The following is a 22,944-nucleotide window of genomic DNA, read 5'->3' as shown; positions in this document are numbered from 1 at the left end:
CCGCCATGAAATTCAAATTTCTTTTACCCGTAATTTGTAAAACCTAATCAACTGGTTTATCTTTTAACAGGTTTTCTGCTTTATACCCGATAATGTTTAGCAGGCCCTTCGGTGAAGAATACGGCGGGGAGTAGGCGATTTCGATTTCCTGAAGTTGGTCGGCTGTTATATTCCCATTTATGGAAGCGGCAATAATGTCGATCCTTTTATCAACCCCTTCTCCTCCGATGATTTGTGCGCCCAGTATTTTTCCTGTTTTTTCATGGAAGTGTACCTTGATCTTTACTTTTTCTGCCCCCGGATAATAGCCTGCATGCGATCTTCCTGTATGGACAGCTGTCTTGAAGGGGAGGTTTTCAGCTAAAAGCTGCTTTTCATTCAAACCTGTGGAGGCTGCAGTCAAATCGAAAATCTTAACTACAGAGGTACCCAGCAGCCCTTTGAAGCTGACCGGATCACCTGTGATATGTTTAGCTGCGATATAAGATTGTCTGTGAGCAGGCCAGGCAAGCGGAATCCTGATCGGATTTCCCGTAATGGCACTGATGGTTTCAACAGCATCGCCTACAGCATAAATGGACTCGTCGATTGTCTGCATATACTCATTTGTTTTGATTCCGCGTGTAATGCCGATAGAGAGGCCGGCGTCCGCGGCCAATTTTGTATGCGGCATCACCCCTGTTGCCAGGAGGACGAAATCGGATTCCAATTCATTTCCCCGCTGGGTCACCAGGGTGCCGTCCTCCCTGATTTTCTCGGCTCCATCATTGAGGTATACATTGATTCCGTTTCTATTCAGTTCCTGTTCAATCATCTCGCTCATATCTTCATCAAGGACACCCATGAGATGAGGAGATGCCTCTACAAGGTTGACTTTTATACCGAGCCCTGACAGGTTTTCAGCCATTTCGATGCCTATAAATCCCCCTCCGATGATGGAACAGGAAGCAGGTTTGTTTTTTTCGATAAATTCTTTGATTTCATCCATATCCTCAATGTTCCGAAGTGAAAAATAATGGCTGTTTCCCAGTCCGTCAATAGGGGGGATGAATGGGTATGCCCCTGGTGCGAGTACCAGCTTGTCATAGGCTTCCTGGTATTCCTTTCCTGAGCGGGCATCTTTCACGCTGATTATCTTTTGTTCCCGGTCAATGGATAGGACTTCGTTGAAGGTACGCACATCAATATTCAGTTTATTTTTCATTGATTCTGGAGTGGCTGCAAACAAATGATCCCTCTCTTTTATGACATCGCCGATAAAATAGGGCATTCCGCAGTTTCCGAAAGAAATGTGTTCATCTTTTTCAAAGACAATGATCTCACATTCTTCATCCATTCTCCTGAGCTGGGCGGCGGTTGTGGCACCGCCGGCGACGCCTCCCACTATGAGCACTTTTTTATTCAAATTCAGTCCTCCTTTGAATGTATATTACAATGCTGCTTTCTGGAAAAATTCTCCATTTCCCCGGGTATAAAAAGGGGTGTTATGATTATCTGCAAGGTTATTGAAAGATCCTTAGAAGTTCGCATTAATTAGCAGCTTGGTTTAAAAAATCAATAAAAAAAACCGGTTGGATTTATTTTACCCAACCGGCATGATTAGAAACGGCGTCTTATTAACGGAAGTTCACGAATTGTACATCCACTGACAAGTCAGCTTCCCTGACAGAAGCCATGATTTGTTGAAGATCGTCCCTGCTTTTTCCTGTTACCCGTATCTGGTCATCCTGAATCTGGCTTTTGACCTTCAGTCCTGAGTTTTTTACGAGTGTATTGATTTTTTTTGCATCTTCTTTTCCGATGCCCTGCATTAATTTAGCACGCTGGCGGACTGTACCGCCGGATGCACCTTCAAGCTTTCCGTAGTCCAGATTTTTGACAGGCACCCCTCTTTTGATGAGCTTACTGAGCAGGACATCCTTCAGCTGATTCATTTTATATTCATCGTCGGACACCAAGACGATTTCCTCCTTGTCGAGGGAGATATCACTCTTGCTTCCTTTAAAGTCATAGCGGGTTTTGATTTCTTTTAATGCCGCGTTGATGGCATTTGTCACTTCTGGAAAATCAACCTGTGAAACAACATCGAATGAATTTTCTTTTGCCATGGTATAACCTCCTTATGTATCGCTTTTAGGCAGCATCGGCCTTTTATTACCATTATAGACAACGCACTGACACCATACAACTTTTAACAAGCATTCCCGCAGCGAGTGGGGCTCCATGGAAACTCGTGTTTCCTCACAAGGCTCTGTTCGTAAACTTTGATGCTATTCAATATGAATTTCAAATAATTATGGTAAATCGTCGTAAAAACCCCTGTAAGCAGGAAAGAAAAGAGCTGCTTGTTCTTCTTCGAGAGAAAAACCTCTGAATACAGGGGGAAAATCCGGCACCTGGGGTTTTTCCGAAAGCAACAATATATGCGAAAGGAGCGGCTGCTTTTCTTTGCAGCCGCTCCTTTGGAATCAGAGATGGTCGGTTTTTTTAGAGTACTGGTTCTTTCCTCTTTTCCGGTTCTTCTCTTCCATCATATTCTTCTCGTGATGCAAGGCGTTATTGTCTTTCGCTTTTTTATCATTATCTGAAGTATGCGGCATGTTGAAAGTCTCCCTTCTATATCTGTTTCAGGTTTAGTTTTTCCTGAAAGAGGGAGGCTTATTACTCAGCTGCAGGGTATTGATTGGAAAAGAAAATTGCCAGTGTTCCGGGGCCGGCGTGCGATCCGACTGCAGCTCCGATGATATTGATGTAAATTTCTTTTGGCTGGAATCTTTCCTGTATCAGATTTTTCATTTCCTGTGCAAGCTCCACATCGTCACCATGACTGATGGCCACGACCTGCTGTTCCAGGTTCTGGCCCCGTTCTTCCATGACATCAAGGATCCGTTTAAGAACCTTTTTCCGTCCGCGGATCTTTTCTATCGGTACAAGCTTGCCGTCCTCAACATGCAGAAGCGGCTTAACATTCAACAGGCCGCCAAGGAAAGCTGAAGCTTTTGATACTCTGCCGCCTTTGGCTAAATAATCAAGATCTTCCACTGTAAATAGATGCTCCATGTGCTCGCATCTATTGGAAGCAAAGGAAATGATTTTGTCAGCGGATGCCCCCAGTTTCAACAGCTCTGCTGCTTCTCTTACTGCCAGGCCGTAACCCAGTGAAGCACATTTGCTGTCAATGATGGTCAAGTCCAGCTGCGGATAATCCTCTTTGACCTGATCCCTGATCATGACCGCTGTTTGATAAGTACCTGAAAGCTCTGAAGAAAAAGTAATATAAATTCCTTTGTCCCCGCTTTGGGCAAGTTCGGTAAAAACTTTTTCGAAAAATACGGGGGATGCCTGGGATGTTTTTGGCATTTGTCCTTCCCGGATTTTCTGGAATACTTCTTTAGGCTGGATTGTGACCATATCTTCAAACTCTTTATCATCGACAAGGACACGAAGAGGTATCAGCTTTACGTCATACTCATCATAGAAAACATTTGGAAGATCTGAAGCACTATCGGCAAATAATCGAATATTCATTTTGACTAACTACCCCTTATAAATTTATGTATTTGACAGAAAACAACATAAGCTATATATACTAAGTCTAGCCATTTATAGAAAAAATGACAATGGTTTGTTGATTTTTTCATTTTTGGGATAAATAAAGAAAGAAAGATTTTTTTTAGGAGGGAATGCAATGTCGCGTGACTTTGTAGTGCTGGAATCAAAAAAAGTGGTAGTCGTGCTGTTCGGGGCTCTTCTGAATGCACTGGCCCTGAATTTATTCCTAATACCGGCAAATGTTTATGCCAGCGGATTTACAGGTATTGCACAGCTGTTATCAAGTGTCTTATCGGATTATACACCTTTTAATATATCTACCGGTATCCTGCTGCTGCTGCTCAATATCCCTGTTACCATTTTGGGCTGGTTGAAGGTAGGGAAATCATTTACATTTTATAGTTTTGTATCTGTTTTGTCCACTACCGTTTTCCTTGGATTCATTCCGATTACCCACCTTTCTCCGGATATCCTGCTGAATGCTGTGTTTGGAGGAGTCATTGCCGCAATTGGCGTCGGGATTACGTTAAAATGGGGTGCATCCACTGGAGGCATGGATATAATCGCCATGATCCTTTCCCGTTTGAAAGATCGGCCGGTCGGTACATATTTTTTCCTGATGAATTCAGTCATCATTCTTACTGCCGGCCAGCTTTATGGGTGGGAGAAAGCACTGTACACCCTGGTAACACTTTATGTTTCCACAAGGGTGATTGACGCCATCCATACAAGACATGAAAAGCTTACAGCCATGGTCATTACAAAAAATTCAGCAGAGCTGAAACAAGCAATCCACTCCAAGCTTGTCAGGGGCATTACAACCTTGCCGGCAAAAGGCGGATTCACAAATGAAGAAAAAGAGATGCTGTTCATCGTTATTACCCGTTATGAGTTATATGATCTGGAACACATTATCAAAGAAGTGGATCCGGGTGCCTTTACTAATATTGTTGAAACAGCCGGGATTTTCGGTTTCTTCCGGAGAGACTAATACCCGGAAAGTTGAGAATAATAAAGGCACATCCGTAAGTGAAAGGAGTAAGCCTTTGAAAAGAGTGGCTGTGAATTTATTTATTATTCTGCTGTCGCTGTACTGCCTGCCTGGAGGTACACTCGCCCAGCAGCCTGATTGGGACGTGGAGATTACCGGGAATCCAGAATCTGCAGACTTGCAATTCAGGATATTTAATAATACTCCCGCAGAGATGGTTCTGGAATTTCCTACGAGCCAATTCTACGATTATGAAGTGCGGGATCATGCCGGCAATAAGGTTTATAGATATAGTGATAATAAAGCATTCCTTCAGGCAGTTCAGCGGGTGAGAGTAAAGAGCGGGGAAACGAAGATATGGAGAGATCAATGGAAGTACACATCATCAGATGGAAAAAGGATCCCATCCGGAAAGTATACAATCCATGCCTCTCTCATGGTGAAAAATATTAATGGTACACCTGTCAATATTGATTTCACCAAAAATATTGCCATTGCAGTTGCACAGGAAAATCCTTCTTTCAGACATGTAGAGTTATCGAAAAATGACGGTTCTTTCCAGATAAAGGGTGAGGCAAAGGTATCAGCGGGCAGCTTCTATTATACTGTGGAAGATGGCCACCATATGTTGAAAGAGGAAACGCTTGTGAAAGTGAATAAAGAATATCCAAATTGGGTCCCTTTTGACTTTGCCTTTAAAATAGATACCGGGCAGTTTCCAAAAGATAGGCCAGTGCTGGTGAATCTGTATGAACGGGACCTGAAAGAAGGAACAATACATCATAACTATACACTGAGATTAAATTAAATGAAGCATTTGGCAATTGCCAAATGCTTCTGATTTTAGTGAAGCTGATTCAGTTCATCCTGTAAACCTCGAAGCTGCTGCTGTTCTGCTCTATTCGTATTTGTGTAAGCAGATGAAAGAGCATTTTTGGCACGTTGAATGGTTTGCTGGGTGTCTTCGCTGCCTGCTGATGAAGCCTCTTTGGCTAGTTGGACATACTGGCGGGCTTCCTGAAATAAGCGGTTGCCCATCTTATATGCCTCCAAGTGAAGAGTTTTCAACGTTTTCCAATTTCTTCGCTTCAGCTTCAGCCAGAGTGGAATGGTAAGGGATCCGGTCATCATGTTTTGAAACCGCATCTTTTCCCTGCTGCACAAATCTTTTCGATTTATTGCTTCTGCCCATATTCAGCACCCCTTAGTCAGTTTAAGCACCAACATTCTCGTGCTCTCTGTTAGTATGGGCAGAACTGCAGCTTATTAGAGTGCAGAATTTTTGCCAGCACTGTTAAAGTCTGTTGTCTGTTGTAAATCAGCCGAGGCGGAGATGGCCGTTTAAAAATGCGGCAATACCATCTTCCTCATTGCTGAGTGTGATATCATCGGCTACGCTTTTCAAAGGTTCAATGGCATTTCCCATCGCCACCCCGAAACCTGCATATTTGAGCATTTCGAGATCATTATCTTCATCACCAAATGCAATGATCCGATCTTGAGGGATTTGTAAATGCTGTGCGACCTTTTCAATACCTACCGCTTTATTCAATCCACTCTTGACGATTTCAATGACATGCCAAGGGGCTGCCCATCGGCGGTGATCAATCACTTCGGCATGGACGCTGCTGAGATGTTCCCTGATATTTGTTACATGTTCCTCATCTGCATGGATCAGCATACTGGTAGGGGATTCTTTAAGGTAGCTGCGCAAATCACCAGTCGTAACATTCGGCTCACCGAAATTGAATACATCGATCAAGCGTTCATCATGATAATGAAAATAGACATCATCCATGACTTCGGCAATGATATTCCTGAAATTGAAATCGAAGTCGTGGCAGGCTTGGACGATGTCTTTAGCTACATCCACTTCCATAGGTTCATGGAAAATGCCCCATTCCTTATCAAGGGGATGGTGGACAAAAGCTCCGTTGAAATTCACAATCGGTGTATTCAGCACCAATTCTTTGTAATACATCTCACTGGCTCTGTAAGGACGTCCTGTCGCAATCATGACTTCATGACCATGTTCCTTTGCTTTATGTAAGGTCTGTCTGGTTTTTTCGGAAATTTTCTTTTCATCAGTCAATAATGTACCATCTAAATCCAAAACGATTAAATGCTTATCCATGCTCATAAAATCAATCTCCAATCATTTTATAATACATCTATAGTGTATATGTTTCGTAAAACAGAAGTCCACCGTGGTAAACTAATTTATGTAAACTTTAAAGTATTCTTAACAAATGGCTTTTTATAAAGGAGTATTTCAATGATCACGATAAAAAAAGATATAATCGGCAGCATACCAGTCCTGAATATCAGTATGGATGAATCAGCCAGCAGTGCTTTGCCTGCCGTATTTTTCATCCATGGATTCACCAGTGCCAAAGAACATAATCTGCATTATGCCTACTACCTTGCGGAGAAAGGATACAGGGTCCTGATGCCCGACACACTGCTCCACGGAGAAAGAGGGGAAGGACTCGACGAAACCCGCCTCAGCACTAAGTTCTGGGAAATCGTCCTGACGACCATAGAGGAATTAGGCATTCTCAAGGATCACTACAGCAAGAACGGTCTCATCAATGAGGGGCGCCTCGGCGTTGCAGGGACTTCCATGGGCGGGATTGTCACCCTGGGAGCACTGACCAAGTTTCCCTGGATCAAGGCAGCCGTCAGCCTGATGGGATGCCCATCTTATGTGGATCTGGCGAATGCGCAAATCAGTATGCTGAAAAAGAGGGGATACACTCTTCCTTATTCAGAAGAAAAGTTGAATTCAATGATGGATATGCTTGGGAATTATGATCTGAGTAGACAGCCTGAGGTCCTGGAAGGGAAATCCTTGTTCTTCTGGCATGGAAAACAGGATACAGTGGTTCCTTATCAACCAGCTTACGATTTCTACAAAACGCTTTCGGGAAATGACCATCCGAAACTGCATGATTTACAGTTCATGACTGATGATCTTGGCGGCCATAAGGTTTCACGGGATGGAGTGCTCAGAAGTGTCCAATGGGTTGCCGATAACCTATAGACCTTCCTAGATGGAACCGTATCACTTTCTATACATAACATTCTTTGTTAAGATAAAAATAGAAAAAGGGTTAGATAAGGAGTGAAAGCAAAAGATGGATCAGGAAATGAAAGACAGCATGATGGGGGCACTTGAACAAGTGGTCGACCCTGAATTAGGCATAGATATCGTCAACCTCGGATTGGTATATGATGTGGAATTGGACGATGAAGGAAAAGCAATCGTAACGATGACCCTTACATCCATGGGATGTCCGCTTGCCGGAACGATTGTCGATCAGGTCAAAGCAGCGCTTTCCGACCTGCCTGAAGTAAAGGAAACCGAAGTTGATATTGTTTGGAATCCGCCTTGGAGCAAGGATAAGATGTCCCGTTATGCTAAAATCGCATTGGGAATCAGATAAGTTTGATCGAAACCGCCCAGAATGCCCTGGGCGGTTTATTTTATTAGAAGGTCTCGCAGAGTTTATAAAAGAAATGAATCCCTGCAAAGGTAAGAAGCTGTCTCAGGATCAGTGAAGAAACGTACCGCAAAATTGGCCGGTTGGTGTTTGAAGGGCACGACAAGTGGAGCAACGTATCCCTACATTGGCCTGATGGTGTATGAAAGGGCAAGATCAGCTGAGAAATGTACCCCTTAGACAGATTCTAAGTGGATCTCCAATCTGCGCCGAGTGAACTGAAAAGCTGAAACCAACAAAAAAAGAACGGAATCCATCCGTTCTCCTAAAAAATTAACACCAGTAATCCGACGATTACACAATAAATCGCAAATATCTTCAAATTTCCTTTTGCCATGACATTCATGAACCACTTCAAAGAAAAATAGGAAGCGACTAATGAACCAAGGAAGGCAACTGTATAAGGCATCATCATAGTGCTGAGATTAGGGTCATCCAATAAATCGGATAGTCCAAGAACCATTCCGCCCAGGCTGACAGGAATATATAACAGGAATGAATACCTCAAAGCAGTTTCCTGATTCATTCCCCTGGCCATCGCTGCAACAATCGTCGCACCGGAGCGGCTGATTCCAGGAATCAAGGCAACTGCTTGGGCAAGACCGACAATGATGGCATCTTTCATAGTCAGGTCACCATCGTGTTTCCGGCCGCGCATGTTTCTGATCAGCCATAAAGCGATCCCTGTAATGATGAGAGTGATGGCAACGGTCTTGATTGAAGAAAGATTATCTGAAATAAAATCACCAAACAAGACGCCGATCACACCAGCAGGAATGGTCCCGACGATCAGGTAAATAATAAAATGAAAATCACGTTTATTCTCAGGGCTTTTCTCCTTGAAATAACCAAGTCCGTTCATGACAAGACGCATGATATCCCCTCGGTATATGATCAGTACAGCAAATAAAGATGCTGTATTTACCAGGAGCTCGAAAGTCAATCCGGGAAGGTTGATATCCAGGTAATGCTGTGCGAGCTGTAAATGTCCGCTTGACGAAATGGGGATGGGTTCTGTAAAGCCCTGAAATAAACCGAGAAAAAGATATTTCAGCAGCTCATATGTAGTTTCAGTCAATTTAGTTTCCTCCAAAGATTAATTTCTCCACATTTATCTATTTAACATCAAAGAAGGACAGCCTGCAAGACAAAACTGGCAGGGTCCGTAGGAAAAAAATTGAAGAAGGGACCTATCGACCGGTCCAATTTGATCATGAGCGGCCATGCACAGTAGCCTGAAAACCGCTAATCTGCATTTCCTCAAAGTTGAGTGAGTTTGAGGGAACTGTTCCCGGCAAGGAATCATGAGCTCAAAAAGCTCAACCAGCAGTATGATGGCGAATATCGAAATGCAAAACCAGGGAATGGCAATAAAAGCCGCGAATCTTTTCACTGGTTGAAAGTCATAGTAAAAGTAAGCGATTAATCCAATCGCAGTTCGATTATTGAAAAGTTTGACAAAAAGGGGGAGCTGACATGGGCCAGTCAAGACAATTTCGCTCAGGACAAAAAGCGCCGAATAATGGGATATATATTGAAATCGGTGAAACCGGCAGCGGGGTCATGAACCCAAAGAAAGTCAAAATGAAGGCGGGGGACCGTTTTCCGGAAACCTCCAACCAGAATCGGTATTGGACATATATGCCTAAGTTTTAAGAAAGTAAAGCCATTCCAAAGCGGATGGCTTTACTTTTTTCTGTAAATAATTATAATGATATTAAAGGTCAATAATGGTCAAACGAAATGGAGGGAATGCTGTGAATATTGATGGATTTACCTATAAGGTACAGGAGGCACTGGCTGGAGCAGGCGGGCTTGCTGCTGAACATAAGCATACTGACATCACCATCCTGCATTTATGGAAAGCCCTTCTCCTGCAGGAAGATGGTTTATTGGCTTCCACCTATGCAAGGCTGGACATAGAGAAAAACGCACTGATAAATTTTATAAATGATAAGCTTTCAGAAAAACCTTCAGTTTCCGGAGAAGGAGCAGCGTACGGGCAGTATGCATCTCAGGAACTAAACAGGCTGTTTCAGGATGCTGACAAAGAAAAAGTGAGGCTGGAAGATGACTATCTATCAGTAGAACATCTGGCTTTGGCATTATACAAGCAAAAGCGTCATCCGATAACGGACTTTCTGGAGCAAAACCATGTTACCGAAAATAAACTTTCTTTCATTATAGAAGACATTAGAGGAGGAGAGAGAGTGAATACTCAAAATCCTGAAGCAAAGTATGAAGCACTAAAGAAATACGGCAGAGATTTAATTGAAGAAGTGAAGTCAGGGAAGATGGATCCTGTCATTGGACGCGATGGGGAAATAAGGCATGTAATCAGAATCTTATCAAGGAAAACAAAAAATAACCCTGTGCTCATAGGAGAGCCAGGGGTTGGAAAGACAGCTATCATTGAGGGCCTGGCACAGCGGATCGTCCGCAAAGATGTGCCGGAAGGCCTGAAGGATAAACAGATCTTTGAACTGGATATGGGAGCGCTGGTTGCGGGTGCGAAATTCCGGGGGGAATTTGAGGAAAGGTTAAAAGCCGTCCTGAATGAAGTGAAGCGCAGCAATGGAAACATCCTGCTGTTCATTGATGAATTGCACACGATAGTCGGGGCAGGGAAAACAGAAGGGGCAATGGATGCCGGGAACCTCTTGAAGCCAATGCTCGCCAGGGGGGAGCTTCATTGCATCGGGGCAACTACCTTAAATGAATATAGAAAGTATATTGAAAAAGACCCTGCTTTGGAGCGACGGTTTCAGCAGGTACTGGTCAAAGAGCCTGACGTGGAGGATACAGTATCCATCTTAAGAGGATTGAAAGAGCGCTTTGAAATTCATCATGGAGTCAATATTCATGATAAGGCCATTGTTGCTGCCGCTTCCCTGTCCGACCGTTATATCACCGACAGGTTCCTGCCTGATAAAGCCATAGACCTCGTGGATGAAGCCTGTGCTTTGATCAGGACGGAAATTGACTCCATGCCTTCAGAGCTTGATGAAGTCACAAGGAAGATCATGCAGCTTGAAATCGAAGAAGCTGCGTTATTGAAGGAGAAGGATGATGCAAGCAAAAGTCGTCTGTCACTGCTGCAGGAAGAGCTTGCCAACCTTAAAGAAGAAGGCAATGCAATGAAAGCCAAGTGGCAAAAGGAGAAAGAGAAGATCGACTCCCTTCAGGAAAAAAGGGAAGAGCTGGACCAGCTCAGGAGACTGCTCGAAGAAGCTGAAGGAGATTACAATCTCAACAAAGCTGCTGAACTCCGCCATGGAAGAATTCCTGAAGCAGAACGCCAGCTTCAGCAGATGGAAAAAGAAATGTTGAATGAACAGGAAAACCGCTTGCTTCGAGAAGAGGTCACGGAGGAAGAAATAGCAGGAATCGTAGCCAGGTGGACAGGTATTCCTGTCAGCAAACTGGTTGAAGGAGAGCGTGAAAAGCTCCTCAAACTTGAAGATATCCTTCATGAGCGTGTCATCGGCCAGGAAGATGCTGTCCAGTTGGTCAGCGATGCGATATTGAGAGCAAGAGCAGGTATAAAGGATCCGGGAAGGCCAATCGGTTCATTTATTTTCCTCGGACCGACCGGTGTCGGTAAGACCGAACTTGCAAAGACACTTGCCAATACGCTGTTTGACAGTGAAGAACAGATGATACGTATCGATATGTCCGAATACATGGAAAAACATGCTGTTTCAAGATTGATTGGTGCGCCTCCGGGGTACGTCGGCTATGAAGAGGGAGGTCAATTGACTGAGGCAGTCAGAAGAAAGCCGTATTCAGTCATATTGCTGGATGAGATTGAAAAGGCACACTCTGAAGTGTTCAACATTTTGCTGCAGGTCCTTGATGATGGAAGGATCACCGACTCACAAGGCAGGACAGTGGATTTCAAAAATACCGTAATCATCATGACATCGAATATCGGTTCCCAATTCCTGCTTGAAAGACAAGAGGGTACTGATCAAATCGATGAAAAGACAAAAGATCTTGTGCTGGGGCAGCTGAGGTCTTCATTCAGGCCGGAATTCCTGAATCGTGTTGATGATATCGTCCTTTTCAAGCCGTTAAGTATTGAGAATATCAAGGGGATTGTTGAAAAATCAGTGAGGGAGCTTCAAAATCGATTACAGGAACAAAATATCAATATGGTCATCAGTGAGGCTGCCAAAGGATTCATTGCTAAAGGTGCTTATGATCCTGTCTATGGTGCCCGGCCATTGAAACGGTATATCCAAAAGAATATTGAAACCAAGCTTGCCAGGGAAATCATAGCTGGGAATTTCAAATCAGAAGACGAGGTCATTATAGACATAGAAAATGAACGCCTTATATTAAAAAAATAACAGGTTGTCAGTTGAACGGATGCAGTGCGCAGATGAACCGTTCATTACAATACAAAAAAGGAGGATCCGCCGGAACGGATTCTCCTTTTTGTGCATTAATGCTTTTCTACAGGTTCGTTTGGAATGACCAACGTAACCACAAAAATCAGGATAGTCGCACCCACCGCCAGGATCAATCCTGTCATGAAGTCAAAATGAGCGCCGGTCATGGAAGTCACTACATAGGTAAGCATTTCCACCAGCAGGAAAGTCCAAAAGAAAGTCCAGAAGTATCTCAAAACATTCACCTCAATTCATTGCATCTATGTATAACAAAGTGTCATCGATTCCGGAAAGGAACTGCAATCCTTCAATAATTCAATTTCTGTTTTATAGTACCATATTTGCAGAAAATATTAAATCATTTTCATGACAGTATTGTAAACCTTTTCTTCTGGCAGGGGGACAGGTGTATAATTTCGTGCTTTATAGGCTGTCTCCCAAACATTTGTACAATAATGTCATAAACTATCATGACGATTTATGTTTAGCTGACCGCTAATACAAGGAATTGATTGAGGGGAACGACAGCACGTTAAAAGGAGAAATTTCACATGAACCATCGTATATTCAAAATCGACAATGAACCTTGCATTGTGCACTATCCTTTCCGCCCAAATGGATTTGCAGTCCTTATTCTGGGGGATGTTAATCACTATGTGGATGAGCAGAGCAGCTTCTGGCTACAGCAGGAGACAAGAAGGTCGATCATCTCTGAATTGATGGACAAAGGCTATATCGTGTTTTACTCGAACTTATACGGAGCAAACTGGGCGAGTGAAAAAGCGGTGAGCCTGACCCAGCGCCTTTATCATTATGTAAAAAGAAGGGAAATCATAAATGAAAAAGTTCATGTACTGGCGGAAGGGATGGGAGGGCTGTTAATCGAGAAGCTATTGCCGGTGATGGGACACCAGATGCGTTCGGTTGTCCTGCTTTCACCCTGTGTCTCTCTATATGAGCATTTTTCTCAGGAAAAAGAACAAAAGTTTTTTTATAAAAAGCTGAAGAAAGAAATCACACTTGCGTATGGCGTTGAAGAGGCCCATTGTGAAGAGATGATAAATAAAAAAATAATTTCAGGTGACAGACTTAAAGCAGCGGAAACACCCATTTATACAATCCAGTCAATCAACACCTCCCGTTATAAAAACCAATTCCCTCTCATAAAAGATATATATATAGAAAGAAATGACAAGGATCTTCCTGGAGAAATATATATTATCCTTCCTGAGAAGAGATACAAAACTTCATTGAAGGTTGTATCCTACTATGCACAGCATGAAGAATTATAATGAGGAAGCGGGGGGAGAAATAATGAGTAAAACAGTCATTACGGGCGGACTGGGTTTTTTGGGATTTGAACTTTGCTTGGCTTTTCTTGAGGAAGGATTTGAAGTGCTCGCGGTAGATATTGAAGACAAGGCAGGCAGAAGGTGGCTGGAGGTGGGCAGAAACGCCAATATTACCTACCAGCCACTTCAGCAGGCATTGCTGAACGGGTGTTCAGCGGAGAGGGCATACATCAATTTGTATGACCATTTTACAGTCAATAAATCCGATGGTCACTTAGGGGAAATAAAGAAATTCCTTGAAAACAACCATTCCACTATAGCGGAAGCCATTGTCCTGCTTCCTTCTGTTATACCAGATGGCACAAGGGAGAATGAACTGATGGAGCTGCTTGCCTACACTGAGGATCAATTTGAAAAGCACTATAAGATTTACATTCCGACCCTATTCGGTCCTCATCAGCCCGGGGCCTTTTTGTTTCAGCAAATCCTGGATGAGTCAGAACAAAGTGTCAATTATGTGGATGATATACGGGATGCGATTTTTGTTAAGGATGCCGCAAGCGCCATTCTTACTATCAAAAACATCAGCCAATCCAAAAACATTCAACTTACAACAGGCAGCTCAGACAGCTGGAGTGAAATCCTCGGACTGTTGGGCAGACCCGAAATCAAGGAGCCGGGGCGTCTGAATGATATAATTCCAGATAATGTGGAAAAGTTGAAGGTGCATTCCTCCTCCCTATTTAAGGATGTCCTGGATAAACAAAGAAACTGTTGAGGAGGAGCCCTGTTAAATTTTTCTTTTCTTCACTCATAAACCCATGTAAAATAATAAGAGTCAAACTCTTGCATAATAGGATGTTTCCTGCAGGGGATTCGCATTGAGGTGCGGATAAAGCTGCCAGCAACGGTGAGATTTGCGATTGGCTGGCATCCTTAAGGAGTTGCTTAAATGAAAAAAACAGGTTGTATCATCCTGGTTCTGCTGTTGTTACTTTCCGGATGCTCCCAGCAGGGGGACAAAGGAAGCCTCGGCAATGTGGGATTGCTTGTTACTGAAACAATAAGTGATCAAGTTTGGGGTACAAAAGGATATAAAGGATTATTGAAGATCCAATCAGAGTTTGGTGTGGATGTCTTCTACAAGGAAGGGATCACAACCAAACAGGCCGTCGAGAAGGCTGTGGCAGAGTACGACAAGAAGGGTGTCAATCTCATTTTCGGCCATGGACAGGAGTATGCCCCATTCTTTAATCAAATTGCGGAGAAGTACCCGGATATCCATTTCGTTTCTTTCAATGGAAATGCCAACCATTCCAATACTACCAGCCTGAACTTTGAAGGATATGCAATGGGGTTTTTCGGTGGGATGACTGCTGCCCATCAAACGGAAAGCCGGAATATCGGCGTGATCGCTTCCTATGCCTGGCAGCCGGAGGTCGAAGGGTATATTGATGGAGCAAAATATCAGGATCCTGATGTGAACGTTCTCGTGGATTATACCGATGACTGGGATAATACCGAAAAGGCGATGGTCATGTTACATATGCAGTTGAAACAAGGGGTGGATATTGTATACCCGGCAGGTGACGGTTATAATGTCCCTATGATCGAAAAGCTGAAGGAAAAAGGCTTGTATGCTGTTGGGTATGTATCCGACCAGTCAGATATGGGAGAATCAACGGTATTGACCAGTACAGTGCAGCATGTGGACAAACTGTATGAAGTGGTAGCGGAGAGGTTTGCCAATGATGAGTTGGATTCCGGGAATATCCCATTCGACTTTCAAGATAAAGTCATATCCATGGGCAGATTCAGCCCTGCAGTGGATAAGGAGTTCCGGAAAGCCATCAAAGACGATATCCAAGCCTATATTAAAACCGGTAATTTACCGGAGGAAAGGAAGGAATAGACAGATGCAGGATAAGAATATGGAATTCATGCAAATCGCCATGAAGTATCTGCCAGAAGCAAAGCAGCAATTGGATCAGTCAGGCATTGAATTATCAATGGATATGATCCAGCCGTTCATGAACATGTTCACCCAAGTCATGAATGAGGCATACGAATTGGGAAGGAAAGACGCCCTTGAAGAAAATAAGTAATGGTATAGACTGATTTCGCGAATATACTGATATATAATTGAAGATAGCAGCGGAAGGAGCCTGTAAAAAAGATTGATCTTGTTTGAAGATCAATCTTTTTTTGTCTCTACGATTTAGTCCATTTCGTAATATAAGGCATGACTTTATTCAAAAGAGGCTTTAAATCAGAAACTGCGGTCATCAATGTTTCTATATTTGAAAACAAATCTCCACTCCCGGTCTCATTTTCTTCTTTGCCCTGTTCCTCCTCATGCAAACCCTCTTGTCTCCCCCTGACCATTATATCGAAGGGGTGCTGCCTTAGCGGTTTGTGCTCCATCCAGACCATCTCCTTTCTTTCAAAATGGATGCTTTCGCAATAATTGTTGCTTTCGGAAATATCCCAAGGGCGGGCCCCCTTATTCAAAGGTTTTTCATCCGAAAAAGGAAAGCATCTCTTTTCTTTCTTACCTGCCAGAGTTTTCTTGGTGAATTTCACGATTTGAATGATCTTAAATAACGAAAAGATCATTTTAAAGACTCCTTTTAATTAAAATATGTAAATTTACAGTGCACGTATAGACAAACGTGTATATATGAAAAATAACTTGGGATTAAAAACTATTGCATGAGTACCTGATTTTCGTTAAAATTAGTACCAAGTCATAATAATTGATATAAATATTAGATATAACCACCCACTTCATACGTACGCAGCAATTTATAACAAAAGAGGCAAACGTGCTGCGCCAATTAAACCAGAAAGAAGGGACTCTGAATGAATGCTGGAGTTATCGGGATTGGGAGATATGTACCTGAGAAGGTTTTAACGAATGCAGATTTAGAAAAGATGGTAGATACATCAGATGAATGGATCCGGACGAGGACGGGAATCGAAGAAAGAAGGATTGCCGGTGACGATATGAACACGTCTGATTTAAGTTACGAGGCCGCAAAGGCAGCAATCAAGGATGCGGGCATATCAGCGGAAGAGATTGATATGATACTTGTGGCAACGGTCACGCCTGACCAGCCATTTCCTTCTGTAGCGACAATGCTCCAGGAAAGACTTGGTGCAAAACGCGCGGCAGCTATGGATTTAAGCGCTGCATGTGCAGGATTCATGTATGGAATGATCACAGCGAAACAGTTCATCGAAAATAATGCTTACAAACATATCCTGGTCATAGGTGTGGAAAAACTTTCCAAAATCACTGACTGGAACGATAGAAACACAGCAGTCCTGTTTGGTGACGGAGCAGGGGCAGTTGTCATGGGTCCGGTTTCAGAGGGAAGAGGCATACTCTCCTTCGAACTTGGAGCTGACGGCTCTGGAGGAAAACATCTATTCCAGGATGACTCCTATATTTACATGAATGGCAGGGAAGTATTCAAGTTTGCTGTCAGACAAATGGGTGAATCCAGTATCAACGTAATTGAAAAGGCCGGATTGAAAAAAGAGGATGTAGATTTCCTTATTCCCCATCAGGCTAATATCAGAATTATGGAGGCATCAAGGCAACGGCTTGAGCTTCCAGAAGAAAAGATGTCCAAAACAGTCAATAAATACGGTAATACATCAGCGGCATCCATACCGATCTCGCTGGTAGAAGAATTGGAAGCAGGAAAGATCAAAGATGATGATGTACTTGTAATGGTGGGCTTTGGCGGCGGATTGACATGGGGTGCCATCGCCCTAAGATGGGGACGATGATTTCACAGCTTGCAAATTGAAATTAAATCAAGTCTTCTATGACCATAAAAAGGAGATGGAACTGAATGAATAAACGCAGAGTAGTAGTAACAGGATTGGGCGCAGTGACTCCGCTTGGAAATGATGTTGAAACAACATGGTCTAATGTCTTGGAAGGTAAAAGCGGAATCGGCCCGTTGACCAGGCTGGACGCGGATGAATATCCCGCAAAGGTAGCAGCAGAGCTGAAGGATTTCGATCCGGAACAATATGTAGAACGTAAAGAAGCAAGAAAGATGGATCGCTTCACTCAATATGCAGTGGCAGCTTCTATGATGGCCGTGGAAGACGCCAACCTTGATATAACTGAAGAAATTGCTAATCGCGTAGGTGTCTGGATTGGATCGGGAATCGGCGGGATGGAAACATTTGAAAATCAGTTTGAAACTTTCCAGAAACGGGGCTACCGCCGGGTAAGTCCATTCTTCGTGCCGATGATCATTCCTGATATGGCAGCAGGACAGGTTTCCATCCTTCTTGGAGCAAAGGGAATCAATTCATGTACCGTTACAGCTTGTGCTACAGGAACGAACTCAATTGGCGATGCCTTCAAAGTCATACAGCGAGGCGATGCAGACGTCATGGTAACAGGCGGAACTGAAGCACCTATAACAAAAATGTCAATGGCTGGTTTCTGTGCGAACACAGCATTATCAACCAATCAGGATCCTGCTAAAGCATCCCGTCCTTTTGACGCTGACCGTGATGGCTTCGTGATGGGGGAAGGTGCAGGGATCATCGTCCTTGAGGATCTTGAACACGCTCTGGCCAGGGGAGCAAAAATCTATGCGGAAATCGTCGGCTACGGTTCAACAGGCGATGCACATCACATCACAGCACCGGCACCAGGAGGGGAAGGCGGAGCAAGAGCAATGAAGATTGCCCTTGAAGACGGCGGCCTTTCTGCAGAAGATGTGGATTACATCAATGCGCATGGAACGAGCACTCCATATAATGATAAGTATGAAACAATGGCGATTAAAGAGGTCTTCCACGATCATGCCTATAAATTGGCTGTCAGCTCAACCAAATCAATGACCGGCCACTTGCTTGGAGCAGCAGGCGGTGTCGAGGCGATTTTCTCTGTACTGGCACTACAAGATAATGTCCTCCCGCCTACAATCAATCTGGAAACACAAGATCCTGATTGTGACCTTGACTATGTAACTGATGGAGCAAGGAAAGCGGAAGTGAACGTCGCTATGAGTAATTCACTTGGATTCGGCGGCCACAATGCAACAATCGTCTTTAAAAAATATAAATAAATGATCAGGCTGTTTCATAAGGATATAAAAAATCCTTTTGAAACAGTCTTTTTTTTAGGGCTCTTTTCGAAGACTTTGCCGCTATTCAATATATATTTCATATAATATCCTTGTAAATCGCCGTAAAAACCCCGGTGAGCAGGAAAGAAAAGAGCTGTTCATTCTTTTTCGAGAGTAAAACCTTTGTATACAGGGGGAAAATCCGGCACCTGGGATTTTTCCGAAAGCAACAATATATGCGAAAACAGCCTTTTTGAATCGGTCCGCCGGATCGTCTTTTGCCTGTCGGGGATGATCTAGACTAGACGCTTGTGCTTTTATTTATTCTATATTCTAAAAGAGGAGGACGTCCATGGGAGTCATCGAAACACACAGCTGGCTGGAGGAAGATGCACATGCCCCTGAAGAAATGCTGATGAAGAAGGGGTTAACAAAAAGGAAGGCTGCAGAATTATACGGATACTTAAAGATGTTTGGGATGTACTCGCCATCGGCGAACACAAAAAAACAGACAGCTTCTTTAATAAAACGAGAGGCATGGAAGAAGATGGACATATTATACAAAAAATACCGTACTCTTTGGAAAGGGCCGTCCGTTCCCATCTATATCTTTCCCGTACAGGAGAGCAGAGGCTTTTTCTCGAATGGCTTTAAGAAATCCGGGGTTTCTTTTAGAGATGAAATTTACTTGTTCATATCAGACGATGAGGATGCAAAGGAATGGGAGGCATTGTTTCTGCATGAATACCATCATTGCACAAGGATGAATCTCTTGGAAAAAGACCCGGAACAATATACGCTTCTGGATTCCATCATCTTTGAAGGATTGGCAGAGGATGCGGTTAAAGAATATTGCGGAAATCAGTATGTTAGTGATTGGACTAAGAAATACAGCGGATACTTGCTTGAGAAATTATGGAATCAGCATTTCAAAAACCAGCTGCACTTAAAACGGCAGGAGGCCAGGCATGATCAGCTGCTTCTTGGCAGGGGCAGGTATCCTGCTCTACTGGGGTATGCAATGGGATACTATATCGTTGAAAAATACAGAAAAAAGTATGGAACGGCTGCAAAGGAAATGATGACCCTTGATGCTGCTGTGTTTATAGAGGATGAACAGGAAACGGAAAGCTGAGAGGGGGTATCCTCTCTTTTTTAGTTTCTAAAGTGTTCACTGATAAAAGGACTGAAGCAATAATACATGATTTAAACTAGGTCGATATGGAGGACTCCTTAATAGCTTTGTTATTTAGCAGCATACATATTTACCCTTATCGCTTCATATGTTTCTAATAGATGGACAAGCAGAAAAGGTGAGGTTATGAATGTTTTCAAAATCTGGACGGTAAAGGCGGAAGGGATGATGTTTCGAGTTTTCATTTTGTTGATAGGCTACGGCCTTTCTGTATCTGGCGGTGTAACCTTGATTATGTACCTTAATTTACTGGCAACAGGCCTCACACTTCAGGACTATTTCCTCTTCATTTCCGGCAGAGTGGAAGGCTATCTTCTTCTGGCTGGCCTCCTGCTGGTCACGCTCTCCATTTATTCACCTCCAAAGAAAAGATAATCTTCTCCACTTAGTGCTTCTATGATTGTTTGAAAAGCTATGTTAATTTAACTGCGTGCTGAGGGATTGCCTGCAGCACCAAAATAGTTAGGTTTTGAAATTCTGTGCGATTTTTATGGAAAAAACGTCATGCAGAACCTTCACAAAGTTTTATAGGCCAATCAGGCAGTTTTGGAAAATTGAAGGACTTATACAGGAATAAACTGGCTGAAATTTGCCTATACTGATTGACAAATAGGGTGAAACGAGGGGTCAATCATGCTATATCTTCATGATGTATGGGTTAATTGGTTCGAAGGTGAAGAAAACGGATATAATGTATGTCACTTTCATGAATGGAGAAAAGAGGACACAATCGAACTTCTCGATCAGGTTCCGCTGATTAAAGTAACACCTGGGTTTTTCCACTTCATAGAAAATGATTTGTCAGATCTGCCTCAGGCACTATTGAATGACATTTATCAAAAAGCATATTTGCGGAAAAACCACGAGCGGATCCAGATGGAATATTGTTTTATTGTCACGGATGGGACAGGCATACTTGCCGTGGACACCATTGGGTACTCCATCCCTATAAGAAAAAGCCGCATCATACCACGTCAAGAGCAGCTGGTCTATGAAATGACAGAAGATCAAGAATGTTATACTTACAATTTCGAGCTTGAAAGAAAAGCTAAAGATTACCACATCCTTTCACCAAAGCCGGCAATAATGAGTGGATTGACGAGAAGGGAACGGCAATTGAAACAGTTGATGTTCATGGCGCTCGATCAGTTGCACTCCTCTAAGAATACAGCCGAAATCCGTTACTGGTGTACAGAATGGTCACCAGGAAATTATGAAAGAATCCAATCAATGGATTTTGAAGAAGCATGGCAGAGCCTCTTTGAAGAAACAAAAGAAGGCTGGTCAAAAAAACACCTGCTTTTCTGCGAAAACCTAATAAAAGGACAGCCATTCTTTGAGAAACTATGGGAATTGGAGAACCGTCCAAAAGTGAATTAAAAGGCAGCCATCGTGGCTGCTTTTTAATCTGTTTGACAAAATGAAGAAACACAAGGATGTGGGTTTCCTTGGAAAAGTTCGCTAAAAAGGTGCATAGAGCGCTCCTAAAGTCCAAAAGTGCGGGAATGGAGAAAAGGAGCGTAGAGAGATCTTTAATTCCAAAAAAGGAAGGAAGCTAAGGAGAAAAGGCGCGTAGAGAGGTCTTAAAGTCCAAAAGAGAGGGGAACTACAAAAAAAACCAACCAGGATACATACCAGATGAATGATGTAACAACCAAATAAAAGGCAGCCCTCGATGGCTGCCTTTTCTCATCAATATTATCGTCTCTTCCGCCCAAGTCCCATGGCTTTTTCCATCTTCATCAGCATTTTGTTTGCCGTGAAGTTTGCTTTTTCAGCACCTTTATCCAGTATCTCATCCAATTCCGCAGAATCGATCAGTTCATTATACCTTTCTTGGATAGGGGCAAGTGCATCAATGACTACCTGTGCGAGATCTCCCTTGAAATCTCCGTAGCCTTTACCTTCGTAATCCTTTTCCAGGTTCTCCACACTCTTCCCTGATAAGATAGAATAAATCGACAGCAGGTTTGAAACCCCCGGCTTATTTTCTTTATCATATTTTACAATCCCATCAGAATCAGTAACTGCACTCTTGATTTTCTTTTCAATTTGCTTGGGTGTATCCAGGAGCGTAATGAAAGCTTTTTGATTAGGGTCCGATTTGCTCATTTTCTTAAGCGGATCCTGAAGGGACATCACCCTTGCCCCGACTTTTGGGATGCGGACTTCCGGTACAGTGAAAATGTCATTATATTTCTTATTGAACCTCTCAGCCAAATCCCTTGTCAGTTCAAGATGCTGCTTCTGGTCTTCACCCACTGGAACCAGATTGGTCTTATATAATAGGATATCCGCGGCCATCAACGGCGGGTATGTCAGCAGCCCTGCGGATACAGCTTCTTTACCGTGTGATTTATCTTTAAATTGGGTCATTCTCTCAAGTTCCCCGATGTACGCTACACATTGCAGCATCCACCCGGCCTGCGCGTGGGCGGGCACTTCTGATTGAATGAAAAGTGTCGACTTATCCGGATCGATTCCGCTGGCAACATAAAGAGCAGCAAGGCTCTTTATGTTCTTTCTTAATTCCGCCTTGTCCTGCGGTACAGTAATTGCATGCTGATCCACAACACAGAAATAACAATTATAGTCCTCCTGCAGTTCAGTGAACTGTTTTAATGCCCCGATATAATTTCCTAAAGTAATTGTTCCGCTTGGTTGAATCCCGCTGAATATTGTCTGCATTTCATTTCCTCCAATTAATTTTACTCTTGGTATTTACATAAAAAAATCATCCATCCCATTAATAGTGATAGGGACGAATGATTTATTCCGCGGTGCCACCCTAAGTTGCCCTGAAGGCCTCTTGGTCCATGAAACATGGAGCCCCAATATCGGCGGGCTGCCGTCACAAGCTACTATCATTCACAAGTGAAGCTCGAAAGTCCATTCCATACAGCCGCCTGTTTGTT

26 protein-coding genes and 1 other annotated feature (1 of these 27 cut by a window edge) are annotated in these 22,944 nt (G+C 43.2%); of the genes, 15 read left to right on the top strand and 11 right to left on the bottom strand.

Annotated elements, in window-relative coordinates; translation table 11 throughout:
- Positions 1-43: 43 nt before the first annotated feature.
- The 4 genes from D3H55_RS07795 to D3H55_RS07780 all read right to left on the bottom strand — a co-directional run bounded on the left by D3H55_RS07795 (position 44) and on the right by D3H55_RS07780 (position 3,528).
- Complete coding sequence (locus tag D3H55_RS07795; RefSeq protein WP_119546338.1) at positions 44-1,405, bottom strand: CoA-disulfide reductase; 1,362 nt, start codon at positions 1,403-1,405, stop codon at positions 44-46.
- Between the two features lie 211 nt (positions 1,406-1,616).
- Positions 1,617-2,108, bottom strand: coding sequence for a YajQ family cyclic di-GMP-binding protein (locus D3H55_RS07790; protein ID WP_119546337.1), 492 nt, complete (start codon positions 2,106-2,108; stop codon positions 1,617-1,619).
- A gap of 360 nt (positions 2,109-2,468) precedes the next feature.
- Positions 2,469-2,600, bottom strand: coding sequence for a DUF3941 domain-containing protein (locus D3H55_RS07785; RefSeq protein WP_119546336.1), 132 nt, complete (start codon positions 2,598-2,600; stop codon positions 2,469-2,471).
- Between the two features lie 61 nt (positions 2,601-2,661).
- Complete coding sequence (locus tag D3H55_RS07780) at positions 2,662-3,528, bottom strand: DegV family protein (protein WP_119546335.1); 867 nt, start codon at positions 3,526-3,528, stop codon at positions 2,662-2,664.
- A 160-nt stretch (positions 3,529-3,688) separates the two neighbouring features.
- On the opposite strand from D3H55_RS07780, the gene D3H55_RS07775 reads away from it, so the two are divergent.
- Together D3H55_RS07775 and D3H55_RS07770 are read left to right on the top strand one after the other, a co-directional pair.
- Positions 3,689-4,543, top strand: a complete 855-nt coding sequence (locus D3H55_RS07775) for a YitT family protein (RefSeq protein ID WP_119546334.1) — start codon at positions 3,689-3,691, stop codon at positions 4,541-4,543.
- Positions 4,544-4,613: 70 nt separating this feature from the next.
- Entirely contained in the window at positions 4,614-5,351 is a 738-nt protein-coding gene (locus D3H55_RS07770; RefSeq protein WP_168412991.1) for a BsuPI-related putative proteinase inhibitor, read from the top strand.
- A 35-nt stretch (positions 5,352-5,386) separates the two neighbouring features.
- Here D3H55_RS07770 and D3H55_RS07765 read toward each other — a convergent pair whose 3' ends face one another.
- From D3H55_RS07765 to D3H55_RS07760, 3 genes are all read right to left on the bottom strand, one after another.
- Entirely contained in the window at positions 5,387-5,581 is a 195-nt protein-coding gene (locus D3H55_RS07765) for a DUF3813 domain-containing protein (protein WP_119546332.1), read from the bottom strand.
- Between the two features lies 1 nt (position 5,582).
- Entirely contained in the window at positions 5,583-5,735 is a 153-nt protein-coding gene (locus D3H55_RS24080; protein ID WP_168412990.1) for a hypothetical protein, read from the bottom strand.
- Between the two features lie 126 nt (positions 5,736-5,861).
- The gene (locus D3H55_RS07760; RefSeq protein ID WP_119546413.1) at positions 5,862-6,677 is read right to left on the bottom strand and encodes a Cof-type HAD-IIB family hydrolase; all 816 of its coding nucleotides are present in this window, start codon (positions 6,675-6,677) and stop codon (positions 5,862-5,864) included.
- A gap of 141 nt (positions 6,678-6,818) precedes the next feature.
- On the opposite strand from D3H55_RS07760, the gene D3H55_RS07755 reads away from it, so the two are divergent.
- Positions 6,819-7,586 (top strand): prolyl oligopeptidase family serine peptidase, encoded by a 768-nt coding sequence (locus D3H55_RS07755; protein WP_119546331.1) that lies wholly within the window; start codon positions 6,819-6,821, stop codon positions 7,584-7,586.
- 94 nt (positions 7,587-7,680) lie between these two features.
- Complete coding sequence (locus D3H55_RS07750; RefSeq protein WP_119546330.1) at positions 7,681-7,989, top strand: metal-sulfur cluster assembly factor; 309 nt, start codon at positions 7,681-7,683, stop codon at positions 7,987-7,989.
- Between the two features lie 322 nt (positions 7,990-8,311).
- Here the strand turns inward: D3H55_RS07750 and D3H55_RS07745 are convergent, their stop codons facing one another.
- Positions 8,312-9,124, bottom strand: coding sequence for an undecaprenyl-diphosphate phosphatase (locus D3H55_RS07745; RefSeq protein WP_240628514.1), 813 nt, complete (start codon positions 9,122-9,124; stop codon positions 8,312-8,314).
- 398 nt (positions 9,125-9,522) lie between these two features.
- Here D3H55_RS07745 and D3H55_RS07740 point away from each other — a divergent pair, with 398 nt between their 5' ends.
- Entirely contained in the window at positions 9,523-9,702 is a 180-nt protein-coding gene (locus tag D3H55_RS07740) for a YjzC family protein (protein ID WP_119546328.1), read from the top strand.
- A gap of 101 nt (positions 9,703-9,803) precedes the next feature.
- Positions 9,804-12,398: an ATP-dependent chaperone ClpB gene (gene clpB / locus D3H55_RS07735; protein ID WP_119546327.1), complete on the top strand. Its 2,595-nt coding sequence runs from the start codon at positions 9,804-9,806 to the stop codon at positions 12,396-12,398.
- Between the two features lie 95 nt (positions 12,399-12,493).
- On the opposite strand, the gene D3H55_RS07730 is transcribed toward clpB, so the two are convergent.
- Positions 12,494-12,676, bottom strand: a complete 183-nt coding sequence (locus D3H55_RS07730) for a YjzD family protein (RefSeq protein ID WP_119546326.1) — start codon at positions 12,674-12,676, stop codon at positions 12,494-12,496.
- 315 nt (positions 12,677-12,991) lie between these two features.
- Between D3H55_RS07730 and D3H55_RS07725 the strand changes: the two genes are divergently transcribed.
- From D3H55_RS07725 to D3H55_RS07710, 4 genes are all read left to right on the top strand, one after another.
- Positions 12,992-13,732, top strand: a complete 741-nt coding sequence (locus D3H55_RS07725; protein ID WP_119546325.1) for a hydrolase — start codon at positions 12,992-12,994, stop codon at positions 13,730-13,732.
- 22 nt (positions 13,733-13,754) lie between these two features.
- Positions 13,755-14,510: an NAD-dependent epimerase/dehydratase family protein gene (locus D3H55_RS07720; RefSeq protein WP_136035657.1), complete on the top strand. Its 756-nt coding sequence runs from the start codon at positions 13,755-13,757 to the stop codon at positions 14,508-14,510.
- A 174-nt stretch (positions 14,511-14,684) separates the two neighbouring features.
- The gene (locus D3H55_RS07715) at positions 14,685-15,644 is read left to right on the top strand and encodes a BMP family ABC transporter substrate-binding protein (protein WP_119546323.1); all 960 of its coding nucleotides are present in this window, start codon (positions 14,685-14,687) and stop codon (positions 15,642-15,644) included.
- A 4-nt stretch (positions 15,645-15,648) separates the two neighbouring features.
- Complete coding sequence (locus D3H55_RS07710) at positions 15,649-15,837, top strand: ComZ family protein (RefSeq protein ID WP_119546322.1); 189 nt, start codon at positions 15,649-15,651, stop codon at positions 15,835-15,837.
- A 106-nt stretch (positions 15,838-15,943) separates the two neighbouring features.
- On the opposite strand, the gene D3H55_RS07705 is transcribed toward D3H55_RS07710, so the two are convergent.
- Complete coding sequence (locus D3H55_RS07705; RefSeq protein ID WP_119546321.1) at positions 15,944-16,348, bottom strand: hypothetical protein; 405 nt, start codon at positions 16,346-16,348, stop codon at positions 15,944-15,946.
- Positions 16,349-16,594: 246 nt separating this feature from the next.
- Between D3H55_RS07705 and D3H55_RS07700 the strand changes: the two genes are divergently transcribed.
- From D3H55_RS07700 to D3H55_RS07680, 5 genes are all read left to right on the top strand, one after another.
- Positions 16,595-17,530, top strand: a complete 936-nt coding sequence (locus D3H55_RS07700) for a beta-ketoacyl-ACP synthase III (protein WP_119546320.1) — start codon at positions 16,595-16,597, stop codon at positions 17,528-17,530.
- Between the two features lie 65 nt (positions 17,531-17,595).
- Positions 17,596-18,834: a beta-ketoacyl-ACP synthase II gene (gene fabF / locus D3H55_RS07695; protein ID WP_119546319.1), complete on the top strand. Its 1,239-nt coding sequence runs from the start codon at positions 17,596-17,598 to the stop codon at positions 18,832-18,834.
- 352 nt (positions 18,835-19,186) lie between these two features.
- On the top strand, positions 19,187-19,969 hold the full coding sequence (locus D3H55_RS07690) for a DUF2268 domain-containing putative Zn-dependent protease (protein WP_119546318.1): 783 nt from the start codon (positions 19,187-19,189) through the stop codon (positions 19,967-19,969).
- Between the two features lie 186 nt (positions 19,970-20,155).
- Positions 20,156-20,404: a YuzI family membrane protein gene (locus D3H55_RS07685; RefSeq protein ID WP_240628513.1), complete on the top strand. Its 249-nt coding sequence runs from the start codon at positions 20,156-20,158 to the stop codon at positions 20,402-20,404.
- Between the two features lie 258 nt (positions 20,405-20,662).
- Positions 20,663-21,409 (top strand): YjbA family protein, encoded by a 747-nt coding sequence (locus D3H55_RS07680; protein WP_119546317.1) that lies wholly within the window; start codon positions 20,663-20,665, stop codon positions 21,407-21,409.
- A 318-nt stretch (positions 21,410-21,727) separates the two neighbouring features.
- Here D3H55_RS07680 and trpS read toward each other — a convergent pair whose 3' ends face one another.
- A complete protein-coding gene (trpS, locus tag D3H55_RS07675) occupies positions 21,728-22,717 on the bottom strand; it encodes a tryptophan--tRNA ligase (RefSeq protein WP_119546316.1) in 990 nt (329 codons plus the stop codon).
- A 66-nt stretch (positions 22,718-22,783) separates the two neighbouring features.
- Positions 22,784-22,944 (bottom strand) — a binding site (T-box leader); it runs 64 nt beyond the window's last position.

Origin of the sequence: Bacillus salacetis (assembly GCF_003581585.1) — a bacterium.
GTDB lineage: Bacteria > Bacillota > Bacilli > Bacillales > Bacillaceae_B > Rossellomorea > Rossellomorea salacetis.
The sequence above is the reverse complement of the archived record's forward strand: the minus strand, read 5'-3'. Positions and strand labels throughout refer to the sequence as shown.